This window comes from Bifidobacterium mellis (assembly GCF_000967265.1).
GTDB lineage: Bacteria > Actinomycetota > Actinomycetes > Actinomycetales > Bifidobacteriaceae > Bombiscardovia > Bombiscardovia mellis.
On the sequence record NZ_KQ033885.1, the window covers coordinates 961,373 to 973,301 of the forward strand.

The following is an 11,929-nucleotide window of genomic DNA, read 5'->3' on the forward strand; positions in this document are numbered from 1 at the left end:
TTCAATAGAAGGAATTCATCACAGCTTAGGGTCTGCCGCCTCCTCCTTGGCCCCCGCCTGATGGAAGAGGTGGCGGACGTTGTGCCAGATGCGCCTGGTGACGCCGGAGTGGTTCATGGAGTAGAGGTGGATGCCGTCCACCCCATGGGCCACCAGGTCGGCGATCTGCTGTGAGGCGTAGATGATGCCCGCCTCGCGCAGGCTGGCCCGGTCGTCGCCCCAGCGCTCCAGGATGGATTCAACCGCCGCCGGGATCCGCGCCTTGCAGACCTCGCTCATGTGCCGGACCTGGCCCTCGTTGGTGATGGGCATGATGCCGGCCTCGATGGGCACCTGGATGCCGGCTGCCCGGGCCCGGTCCAGAAAGTCCAGAAAATCGGCGTTGTCGTAGAAGAGCTGCGAAACCAGATGGTCCACGCCGGAATCGACCTTGATTTTCAGATTCTCAATATCCTCCTCGGGCGAGGCGGCCTCCGGATGGGTCTCCGGATAACAGGCTCCGTATATCGACAGGTTGGGCCGACGGGACCGGATGTAGGCAGCCAGGTCGCTGGCGTGGTCGAAGACTCCGGCAGGCTCACGGCCTTCCACGCTGTCGCCGCGCAGGGCCAGCACCGCTGCCACCCCTGCGTCATCGAACATGTCCAGGGCCTGGTCGATCACCTCGCGGTCCGCATACTGGGCCGTCAAGTGAGCCACGGCAGGGATGCCGTACTCGGTATGGATGGTCTTGGCTATGCGGGCCGTGGCTGTGCGGTCCGAGCGCCGACCTGTCCCATAGGTCACCGAGATGAAGTCGGGCATCAGCCCTTCCAGCCCATCCAGGGTGTCGTAGATGGTGCCCACCGGGGCATCACGCTTGGGGGGAAAGACCTCCAGGGAAAAGATAGGCTCATGCATGATCCGACTCCTGACTGGACGATAGTTCCGCACGCACCTGATGGGCGGCGGCCACCATGTGCTCCAGGCTGGGCCAGGTCTCCTTGTCGCCTCGGGTCTTCAATCCGCAGTCGGGGTTGATCCAGACCTTGGCCGCGTCCAGCTTCTTGAGGATGGCGTGGATCCGGTCCACGATCTCCTCTGTGGAGGGGATGCGCGGCGAGTGGATGTCGTAGACTCCGGGGCCCGCCTCGGTCTCGAACCTGGCCTCCTGGATGGCATCCAGGACGGTCAGGTCGGAGCGGGAGGCTTCGAAGGAGATCACATCGGCGTCCATGGCATCAATGTCCTTGATGATGTCGTTGAACTCCGAGTAGCACATGTGGGTGTGAATTTGGGTAGTGGGTTTGACGCCGGAATGCACCAGCCGGAAGGCGGGGATGGCCCAGTCCAGGTATCGGCTGTGCCAGTCGGAGCGCCGCAGCGGCAGCTTCTCGCGCAGGGCGGCCTCGTCAATCTGGATGATCCGGATGCCCGCGGCCTCCAGGTCCAGGACCTCGTCTCGGATGGCCAGGGCCAGCTGGCGGGTCTGCTGCTTGTGATCGATGTCCTCGCGGGGCCAGGACCAGTTGAGAATGGTCACCGGACCGGTCAGCATCCCCTTGACCACATGCTTGGTGCGGGACTGTGCATAAGAGGACCAGCGCACGGTGATGGGCCGGGCGCGGGAGATGTCCCCCCAGACGATGGGAGGCTTGACGCAGCGGGTGCCATAGGACTGGACCCAGGCATTCCGGGTGAAGAGGTAGCCCTTGAGGTTCTGGCCGAAGTACTCGACCATGTCGTTGCGCTCGAACTCGCCGTGGACCAGCACATCCAGGCCGATCTGCTCCTGGTGGTCGATGACCTGGTCGATCTTGCGGGCGATGAAGTCGTCGTAGTCCTCCTGGCTGATCTCCTTCTTGCGCAGGCGGGCACGCTCGGCGCGGACCTCGGCGGTCTGGGGGAAGGAGCCGATGGTGGTGGTGGGCAGCAGGGGCAGACCCAGCTCCTGGGCCTGGATTCTCTGGCGTTCGGGCCGGGCCGGGGTGCGTACAAAGTCCTCGTCCTTAAGGCCGGCCAGGCGCTGTTGCACCTGCGGGTCGGGCTGGACGCGGCTGCCGTCGAAGAGCTTCTGGTTGTCGGCAAGGGCCTTGCTGGAGCGGCGCTGGTCCTCGTCGGCATCGGCCAACTGGGCCAGGTCGTGCAGCTCGCCCAGCTTCTCCAGGGCAAAGGCGAAGTGAGGGCGCACGGTGTCGGCATCCAACCCGTCCTCGTCGGCCACGGTATAGGGCACGTGCAGCAGTGAACATGCGGTGGACACCACCACGTTCGGGGTCACCTGGTGCAGGGCATCCAGCAGGCCCAGGCTGACTGCGTAGTCGTTACGCCAGATATTGCGGCCGTTGACCAGGCCGGCGAAGATGGTGGTTCCCTCCGGCACGCCGTGCTCCTTGAGGGCGGCCAGGTTCTCATCCCTGCCCTCGACCAGATCCAGGCCGATGCCGTCGAAGCCCAGGTCAGCCAGCCGGGCATAGCAGTCGCCAATATGGCCGAAGTAGGTGTTGAGCAGGATACGGACCTTACTCTGACCGCTCTGGCGGGCCTTGAGAATGGGCCCATAGAGGGTATCGAAGAGGTCCTGGTCGCTCGGTTCCTTGTCCAGGACCAGATAGGGCTCGTCCAGCTGTATCCAGTCGGCGCCAAGGCCGATGAACCGCTCCAGTATGGTCGCATAGGCCTTGGCCAGGTCCTGGACCAGTGCCGGGTCAGGATCCAGCAGCTCGCCCTGGGGGCCGCGTGCCAGCTTGAGGAAGGTGTAGGGGCCGATCAGCACCGGCTTGGCGGCGATGCCCTGCTCGCGTGCCTCCTGGAACTCCTTGAACGGCTTGTCGCCTTCCAGGGCGATTTTGGTATCCTGGTCGATCTCGGGCACCAGATAGTGGTAGTTGGTGGTGAACCACTTCTTCATGGGCAGGGCGGTCACATCACCCTGCTCCCCCTGGTAGCCGCGGCCCATGGCGAAGAGGGTGTCCTCGGGGCCCAGTCCCAGCTTCCGATAGCGCCCGGGTACGACGCCCAGGAGGATGGACGTGTCCAGGACCTGGTCGTAGTAGCTGAAATCGTTGACGGGAATAAGGTCGACGCCGGCCTGCTGCTGAAGCTGCCAGTGCCTGGCCCGCAGATCGGCGGCCGTGCGCCGGACCTCGTCCAGATTCCGTTCGCCCTTCCAATAGCCCTCGATGGCCCTCTTGAGTTCGCGGTGTGCGCCAATGCGCGGGAATCCGGACACGGATGTAATCGCTGCCATGAAACCTCCCAGTTTCGTCCTGATGTCTTTGGTCAGCCTATCAGCGGCGGGGGGAGGCGGGTAATTGGTGCAAATAAGGTGTCGCCATAACCTGAATCGATAACGACATGACAACAGCCACGGGATTACTGGTCGCTAAGACTGCCTAAGGAGGATTGTCAACGGCTTGTTCTGCCGGTCAGTCTTCAAGATCCTGGGGGCCCAGAATGCCAAGCAAACGGGCCTGGTGGGTCCCCCAGTCGGTCAAGGGCCGCTCGGAGCCCAGCAGAACCATGGTGGCCGGGGGCAGTCCAAGATTGAGCAGGTCCAGAAGGTCGGGATCGGAGTTGTCCTCGGCCAGCCATTGTGAGCAGATAGACATGGTGGGCTCATGACCCAGGATGAGGACCCGGCGGTCACGGTCCTCGGTCTGCGCCAGCTCGTCGAAGACCGCCTGCATCCCGGATTCATAGAGGGATTCCCGGTAATCCACACGCGGTCCGTCCCCCAAGGGCTTGAGCATGGCGTCCAGGGTCTGACGGGCCCGGGGTGCGCCCGAGCAGATGATGCGGTCAGGCACCAGGCCCAAAGCGGTCAATCCACGGCCCATGATCCGGGCCTGTTTCTGGCCCCGATCGGTCAGCTGGCGGCTACGATCGCCCTGTGACCCCTGGCGTTCGGTCTTGGCGTGACGCATGAGCATGAGGGTTCGGCTGCACCGCCGCAGGTCCTCGGCCTTCAGACCCTTTCGCAAACCCATTCATACTTCCTTTCCCGACGATCTCATCAGTCGCCCTTCCCATTATGACAGAGCCCAGTGGATACGCCGGTCATGGGTGATCAGTCTTCCTGATCCTGTCCGCCCTGCAGAGTGCGCACCTGATGGTCCAGGTCACGCAAGACCTTGCGCAGCTTGCGATCGGAGACACGGCGCAGCTCCAAATCCTCGAGATCCTCCAGGTCCACCATCTCCCGCTCATGACCCAAGCCGCTGCTCTTGGCTGATGACCGGCCCTGATCCACGTCGGTCTGGTAATCCTTGGTCGCCCGGACGTGCTTGCGCAGAGCCTGCTGGCCGGGAGCCATGGCCCTGCTGGTCAAGAGGAAGCCGGTGTGCCCGATCATCTCATGCTCGGGTCGGACCGCCAGGCCGTCGGCCTTCCAGGAGCGCTCCAGGCTCTCCATGATCTCAGGCTCGGTCCACCGCCCGTCGGCGCGCAGGGCCTCGGCCAATCGGCTCAACTGGGTGGTGGTGGTCACGTAGGCGGTCAGCACGCCGCCGGGGGCCATGACCCGGTAGGCCTGCTCCAGACGGTTCCAAGGGTCCAGCATGTCCAGAACAATACGGTCGAATCCGTCCTTGGGCAGGTCGGCGGCAACGGTATCGAAGTCGCCGGTACGCAGGTCCCACTGGGCAGGGCGCTGTCCAAAGAAGACCGTGGCGTTGCCCATGGCCACCCGTGCGAACTCTTCCCGTCGCTCGATGCTGGTCAGCTTCCCCTCCGTGCCGATGGCATCCAGCAGGCCCAGACTCATGGCCCCTGAGCCGGCTCCCGACTCCAGCACCCTCATGCCGGGACGGATGTCGCCCAGGAGGATGACCCTGGCTACGTCCTTGGGGTACATGATCTGGGCGCCGCGTGGCATGGAGAGTATGTAGTCCTCCAGACGGGGGCGCATGACGGTGAAGGCCCATCCCCCTATGCTTCGCGAGGACTTCCAGGGTTTGGCCCTGTCAGGTGCCTCCGTGTCTGTGCCGGCATCCTGCTTGTGGCGCATCCGCCGCCATTTGTCAGCAGAAATCGTGACGACCACGGACCCCTCGGGCAGACCGATCATGGCCTCGTGCGGCAGGAGGCCATGGTCGGTCTGGGTCAGGCCGCCTGGTTCCAGCATGACCGTCAGCTTGCGGCCACGCCTGTCGGTCAGCTGGACCCGCTCCCCTACGCTCAGCGGACCGCGTCTAAGGCTCATGCCCCCTCAGTCCTCCTCGCCCTTGGTGAACTGGGAGTTGTAGAGGGAGGCATAGGCGCCGCCGCGCTCCAGCAGCTGGTCGTGGGTGCCCTGCTCGACCACCGAGCCGTGGTTGACCACCAGGATCAGGTCGGCGTCGCGGATGGTTGACAGCCTATGCGCGATGACGAAGGAGGTCCTGCCCTTGCGCAGGGTGTTCATGGCCTGCTGGACCAGCAGCTCGGTCCTGGTGTCCACCGAGGATGTGGCCTCGTCCAGGATCAGGATGTCGGGGTCGGACAGGAAGGCCCGGCAGATGGTCATCAGCTGCCGTTCGCCCTGGCTGAGCTCGCTGCTGTCTTCGTTGAGGACGGTGTCGTAGCCCTGGGGCAGCTTGCGGATGAACTCGTCCACGTGGGTGGCCTTGGCGCCATCGATCATGGTCTGTTCGGGGATGGTCTGCCCCTCGTCCAGCCCGTAGAGCAGGTTGTCGCGGACGGTCCCGTCAAAGAGCCAGGTGTCCTGCAGGACCATGCCGAAGTGGCTGCGCAGGTCGTGACGGGTCACCCTGGAGGTGTCCACGCCGTCTATGGTGATGCGCCCGCCCTGGATCTCATAGAAACGCATGAGCAGGTTGACCAGGGTGGTCTTGCCCGCCCCCGTGGGTCCGACGATGGCGATGGTCTGTCCTGGCTTGGCCTCGATGGAAAGGTCCTTGATCAGCGGCTCGGCCGGATCGTAGGAGAAGCGGACGTGGTCGAAGCGGACATGGCCCTCGACCTTGCCTCCGGTCTCCTGGCCCAGATGGTCGGGATGCTCGATGTCCGGCACCTCCTCGGCCTCGTCCAGGAAGTCGAAGACCCTGCGGCAGGAAGCCAGGGAAGACTGGAGCATGGTGCCCATGGAGGCCAGCTGGCCGATGGGCTGGGAGGCCTGACGGGTGTACTGGGTGAAAGCCTGCAGACCGCCCAGGCTCATGCTGCCGTTGAGCACGTGCACACCGCCGATGATGACCACGATCACGAAGCTCAGGTTGCCGAAGAAGGTAGACATGGGCGTGACCAGGGCCGAGAAGAAGGAGGCCTTGAAGCTGGCCTGGTAGAGCTCCTGGTTGCGCTCCTCGAACTCCTCCTCCGCCTTGCCCTGGTGGCCGAAGGCCCGGACCACCATATGGCCGGAGAACATCTCCTCCACGTGGCTGTTGACCTGGCCGGTGCGGATCCACTGCCTGGTGAACTGGGGCTGGGTCTTCTTGAGGATGACGCCCGCGCACAGGGCCATGACCGGGATGATGATGAAGGCGATCAGGGTCAGCAGGGGCGAGATGGTCAGCATCATGATGAAGGCGCCGATGATGGAGAAGACGGAGAATAGCAGCTCGCCCAGGATCTGCTGCAGGGTGCCCGAGATGTTGTCGATGTCGTTGGTGGTCCGGCTCATGACCTCGCCGCGCGGGGTCCGGTCGAAGTACTGCAGGGGCAGCCGGTCAAGCTTGTCCTCTATCTGCCTGCGCATGGTGTAGACCGCGTCGGAGACCAGCCGGGTCATCAGGAAGTTCTGCACCAGCCTGACCAGGATGGAGATCAGGTAGATTCCGATGACGAACATGAGGATGGTGCCGAAGCGCCCCCAGTCGATGCCCACGCCCACCTGGACGTTCATGGAGTCGATCATCCGGGCGAACTTGTCCTGCCCACGGGACTGCAGGTAGGTGACCACAGCCTGCTTGGAGGTGCCGGGCTTGGCGCCCATCTTGACCAGCATGGACCCCAGCAGACCCTCGAAGAGGACGTTGGTGGCCTCGCCCATGACCTTGGGACCGATGACGATCATGGCCACGGCGGTCATGCCGGCAAGGACCATGACGATGACCCTCCAGGGACTGGCCAGCAGGTAATGGACCAGCCGGCCCACGGTGTGACGGCGGCCGCCCACGGCCTGCGAGCCTGTGTTCGTGCTCAAGTTCCTTGCCATCTACTCGGCCCTCCCCTCGTCAATGCTGAGCTCTTCCACGTCGGGACCCTGCCCGCCCTGGGACTGGACGATCTCCTGGTAGGTGGGGCAGTCCTCCATGAGCTCGTCGTGGGTGCCCCGGCCGACGATGCGGCCGCGGTCCAGGACCAGAATCTGGTCGGCCTGGCGGATGGATGCCGCCCTCTGGGCCACGACGATCTGGGTGGCCTCGCGGGTGACCGGGACCAGGGCCTTGTGCAGGGCCCGGTCGGTGGTCATGTCCAGCGCGGAGAAGGAGTCGTCGAAGGTGTAGATGCGGGGGTTGCGCAGGATGGCCCTGGCCATGCAGAGCCGCTGCTTCTGCCCGCCGGAGAAGTTGGTGCCGCCCTCGGCCACGCGGGCATCCAGGCCCTCGGGGATCTCCCGCACGAAGTCCTCGGCCTGGGCGATGCGTAGGGCCTGCCAGATGCGGTCGTCGTCGGCTTCGGGGTCCCCGTAGTGCATGTTGTCGCGGATGGTGCCGGTGAAGAGGATGGCCTTCTGCGGGACGGGCCCGAAGATCAGGGCCAGCTGGTCGGGGTCGTACTCGCGCACGTCGTGGCCATCCACCAGGACCTGGCCGTCGGTGACGTCGAACATGCGGTTGGCCAGTCGGATGATGGTGGACTTGCCGGATCCCGTGGCCCCGATGATGGCCGTCGTGGTGCCCGGCCGGGCGGTGAAGGAGATATCCGAAAGGACCGGATCCTGGGCACCCGGGTAGCTGAAGTCCACGTGCTTGAACTCCAGCAATCCCTGGGGGTGCTCGTTGCGGTAGGGGTGCTCGGGAGCGGCGATCTCGCTGGTGGCCTCCAGGACCTCGTTGATCCTTCGGGCGGCCACAGCGGCCCTGGGCAGCATGACCGACATCATGGCGGCCATCATCAGGCCTGACAGGATGATCATCAGGTACTGGATGAAGGCCTGCAGGGCGCCGATCTGCATGGCACCGGAGTCGATGCGGCGGCCGCCGAACCACATGATGGCCACGTTGGACATGTTCAGCAGGAACCACATGAGCGGCACCATCATGCTCATCAGCCTACCGGTGGAGATCAGGACGCCGTAGACGTCGCGGTTGGCCTTGTCGAAGCGGGCTGCCTCGGTCTTCTCTCGGACGAAGGCACGGATGACCCGCACGCCGGAAATCTGTTCGCGGACCAGACGGTTGACCGAGTCCAGCATGTTCTGCAGGCGGGTGAACAGGGGTCCCATCCTGCCCATGAGCACCAGGGCCACCAGGAGGATCAGGGGGACAATGACCGCCAGGGACCAGGTCAGGGGGCCGTCCTGGCGCAGGGCCAGAACCAGCCCGCCGATCAGCATGACCGGGGCCTGCAGGATGATCATGAGGGTCTGCATGGTGGTCATCTGCATCTGCTGGACGTCGTTGGTGGTGCGGGTGATCAGGGAACCGGCCGAGAAGCGCTCGATCTCGTTGAGGCTGAAGCCCTCCACTGAAGCGAACAGGTCCCTGCGCAGCTCGTAGCCCATCCTCATGGCCAGCCGGGTGGCGCAGTAGACGGCGACCACGTTGGCCACGATCTGGAGGGCGGTGATTCCCATCATCTGCCAGCCGATCCTGTAGATGGCATCCTGGTCGCCTACGGCCACGCCCTTGTCGATGATGTCCGCCTGCAGGTTGGGCAGGTAGAGGTTCAAGGCCGTCTGCGCCACCTGAAAGAGCACCAGAACGGCCACCTGGAGCCAGTAAGGCCGCAGGTAGCGGGTCCATATCTTGATCACGTCAACATCCTTCACGCATACAGGTCCGCCGCGGTCCCCGGGCAGACAAACCACCATAGTTTATACCTGCGTCTGGGCTGATGAATTTGCTATTCCTTGAGCTGATACGGGCGTGTCAGAACAGGTCCGCAGGCATTGGCGTTCAGACGGCGAAGGCACCCCAGCGTCCCTCGCGGTGGACCACGGTCAGGTCCAGGCCGAAGAGCTCGCTCAGGCGCGGACCGGTCAGTCCACCCTCCAAGGGTCCCTGGTAGACGATGGTGCCCGGATCCGGGTCACCGGTGTCCGCAGTGTCGGCAGGACGCCGGCCCATCATGGCTATCCGATCGAAGCCCAGAGGAATCTCCTCAAGCCGGTGGGTGACCAGGATGACCGTGCGGTCCCTGTCCTCCCGGCCGATGTCGCTCAGGGCCCTGAGCACCAGCTCCCGGCCGCCCAGGTCCAGCCCGGTGGTCGGTTCGTCCAGGATGAGCAGGTCGGGATTGGCCATCAGCGCCCGGCATATCAGCACCCGGCCGCGCTCCCCCTCGGAGAGCCGGTACATGCGCTTGCCCTTGAGGTAGGCGATGCCGAACCGGTCCATCAGGGCCAGGGTGGCCTCTTCCTGCTTGGCTGTGAAGGTCTCCCTCCAGCGTCCGGTGGTATCGCTGAAGGCGGTCAGCACCACGTCGTAGGGATCCTCCTGGGGGCTGATGGTCTTGGCCAGGCCGGCCGAGGCCAGACCAATCCGATGCCGGTAGGAGAAGACGTTCACCTTGCCCAGCCGGTTACCCAGGATCTCTACGCTGCCGGTGCTGGGGAAGCCTCGGGTGCTCATCATGGCCACCAGGGTGGATTTGCCCACGCCGTTGGGTCCGAAGAGGACCCACTTCTGCCCACGGCCCACCTCAAGGTTGACATCGTTCAGTATGACCCGGCCCTGACGGCGGAATCCCACGTGCTGCATGAGCACGGCCTGCTGTTCTGCCACGCTTTCGCTCATGGTCACAGGGCCGTTCCGTAGGAGTCCAGACGGGGATTGTCCCGGTTCCCGCCGACCAGGAAGAGTCCCAGCACGCCCAGGCAGAAGACCGCAGCGATGGCGATGGTGGCCCAGATGGGAACGTGGGGCAGCCACATGCAGACCAGGAAGGCCAGGCCGGAGCAGATGATCAGGGCCCAGACCAGGATTCGCAGCCACTGACGCACGCCGCTGGGAGCCTTCAGCAGACGGGGGTTGCGATCGTTGGGGTCCACGGAGTCCTTCTGCACCAGGTCATCGGTGTGCCCGGTGGGCTTCCACTCGGCGCCCTGGCCAGCCTCCAGCCGGCGGGAGCGCTCCTGCAAGGCCCGTTCGTCCATCACTCCGGCCCTGCCCTTGGCCGTCATCCTCCGGTCATCGCTGCCGCCACGGCGGCTCCGCTTGGCCTGCGCCCTACGTTCAGCGCGGTTGGTCATATCCCACTGCCTCCATCCCTTCGATCGGCACCATACCTTTTCATATTAGCGTGGGCGCCGGCCGGCCACTGGCAGGGTCATGGCGCGCTCATCGGCTCGAATGGGGGCAGGCAGTTCGGTGGCGCCGGTCAGATACCGGTCCACGGCCGCAGCGCAGGAACGACCCTCGGCCAGAGCCCAGACCACCAGGGACTGGCCACGTCCGGCATCGCCGCACACGAAGATCCCATCACGGTCGGTGGCATAGTCGGCATCCCGGGCCACGTTGCCGCGAGGGTCCAGGCCTATGCCGGTCTGCCCGGTCAGGGTGGCCGTCTCCGGATGGGCGAAGCCAATGCTGATCAATACCAGGTCGGCGGGCAGGACCCGCTCGGTTTCGGGATGGGGGACGATTCGGTCCTGATCGTCCCGGCTGACGTCCACCACGCGAACGCCGCGCACCCGTCCCTCATGGTCCCGGTCGAAGCCGGTGGGAGCACTGCTCTGGTCCAGGCTGATCCGGTCATCGGAACCGTCGCCCAGGTACTCCAGGCTGTCCACAGCGTACTCGTAGTGGCCGCCCTCCTCCATGGAGGAGGTGGGATTGTAGAGCCTGGCATAGGTAGGCCAGGGCCGGTCATCGGGTCTGGAGGAGGGTTCTTTGGGCCGGATCTGGAGGACGGTGACCGACTTGGCGCCCTCTCGAAGGGCCGTGCCCAGGCAGTCCGAACCAGTGTCGCCGCCGCCGATGATGATGACATCCTTGCCGGCGGCATCGATGTTGTTGATGGGCTCGCGGCCCATGAGTTTACGGGTTGGGTCGGGCAGGAAGTCCATGGCGTAGTGGATGCCCTTGAGCTCCCGTCCGGGCAGATCCACCCGTCGGGGTTCGGTGGAACCGATGGCCACCACCAGGGCGTCATAGCGGGCCCGTAGCTGGTCCCAGCCCAAGTCCCGGCCCACCTCGACGCCGGTGCGGAATCGGGTCCCCTCGGCCTCCATCTGCTCCAGCCGACGGTCCAGCAGGGACTTCTCCAGCTTGAAGGCGGGAATGCCGTAGCGCAGGAGTCCGCCTATGGCATCGGCGCGCTCGTAGACCACCACCGTGTGCCCGGCCCGGGTCAGCTGCTGGGCGCATGCCAATCCTGCAGGACCCGACCCGACGACGGCCACGGTCATGTCGGTCAGCCGCTGCGGAGGCCGGGGCTTGACCAGGCCCAGGGACCAGGCCTGATCGATGATGGTCTGCTCGTCCAGCTTGATGGTGGTGGCCGGCTGGTGGATGGAGAGCACGCAGGAGGACTCGCAGGGAGCCGGGCAGATCCGTCCGGTGAACTCCGGGAAGTTGTTGGTCAGGCTCAGCCTTTCGTAGGCCTCCTCCCAGCGGCCTCGGGACAGCAGGTCGTTGAACTCGGGAATGAGGTTGCCCAGGGGGCAGCCGGTCATGCAGAAGGGGGTGCCGCAGTCCATGCAGCGGGCGGCCTGCTCGGCGGTCCAGGGACCAGGACCGGTTGACTGGTGCACGTCCCGCCAGTCCTTCAGGCGTTCGGCTACCGGGCGCTCGGCCAGCTCGTGCCGGGTGCGTACCTTGAGGAATCCCTTGGGGTCGACCAT

At 65.0% G+C, this 11,929-nt stretch carries 9 protein-coding genes; all 9 read right to left on the reverse strand.

Features of this window, described 5'->3' with window-relative positions; genetic code table 11:
- Positions 1–18 precede the first annotated feature (18 nt).
- The 9 genes from metF to JF70_RS04275 all read right to left on the reverse strand — a co-directional run bounded on the left by metF (position 19) and on the right by JF70_RS04275 (position 11,929).
- Positions 19–900 (reverse strand): methylenetetrahydrofolate reductase [NAD(P)H], encoded by an 882-nt coding sequence (gene metF / locus JF70_RS04235; RefSeq protein WP_045935404.1) that lies wholly within the window; start codon positions 898–900, stop codon positions 19–21.
- On the reverse strand, positions 893–3,229 hold the full coding sequence (metE, locus tag JF70_RS04240) for a 5-methyltetrahydropteroyltriglutamate--homocysteine S-methyltransferase (protein WP_045935405.1): 2,337 nt from the start codon (positions 3,227–3,229) through the stop codon (positions 893–895). Before metE ends, metF begins: the two co-directional genes overlap by 8 nt.
- Before the next feature lie 178 nt (positions 3,230–3,407).
- Positions 3,408–3,968 carry a SixA phosphatase family protein gene (locus JF70_RS04245; RefSeq protein ID WP_045935406.1) on the reverse strand — a complete coding sequence of 187 codons (561 nt, stop codon included), beginning with the start codon at positions 3,966–3,968 and terminating at the stop codon, positions 3,408–3,410.
- Positions 3,969–4,048: 80 nt separating this feature from the next.
- A complete protein-coding gene (locus tag JF70_RS04250; protein WP_045935407.1) occupies positions 4,049–5,182 on the reverse strand; it encodes a tRNA (adenine-N1)-methyltransferase in 1,134 nt (377 codons plus the stop codon).
- A gap of 6 nt (positions 5,183–5,188) precedes the next feature.
- On the reverse strand, positions 5,189–7,123 hold the full coding sequence (locus tag JF70_RS04255; RefSeq protein ID WP_045935408.1) for an ABC transporter ATP-binding protein: 1,935 nt from the start codon (positions 7,121–7,123) through the stop codon (positions 5,189–5,191).
- Between the two features lie 12 nt (positions 7,124–7,135).
- A complete protein-coding gene (locus JF70_RS04260) occupies positions 7,136–8,899 on the reverse strand; it encodes an ABC transporter ATP-binding protein (RefSeq protein WP_045935409.1) in 1,764 nt (587 codons plus the stop codon).
- A 142-nt stretch (positions 8,900–9,041) separates the two neighbouring features.
- Positions 9,042–9,881, reverse strand: a complete 840-nt coding sequence (locus JF70_RS04265; RefSeq protein WP_045935410.1) for an ABC transporter ATP-binding protein — start codon at positions 9,879–9,881, stop codon at positions 9,042–9,044.
- A 2-nt stretch (positions 9,882–9,883) separates the two neighbouring features.
- Positions 9,884–10,336 (reverse strand): hypothetical protein, encoded by a 453-nt coding sequence (locus tag JF70_RS04270; protein ID WP_045935411.1) that lies wholly within the window; start codon positions 10,334–10,336, stop codon positions 9,884–9,886.
- Between the two features lie 45 nt (positions 10,337–10,381).
- Complete coding sequence (locus JF70_RS04275; RefSeq protein ID WP_045935412.1) at positions 10,382–11,929, reverse strand: glutamate synthase subunit beta; 1,548 nt, start codon at positions 11,927–11,929, stop codon at positions 10,382–10,384.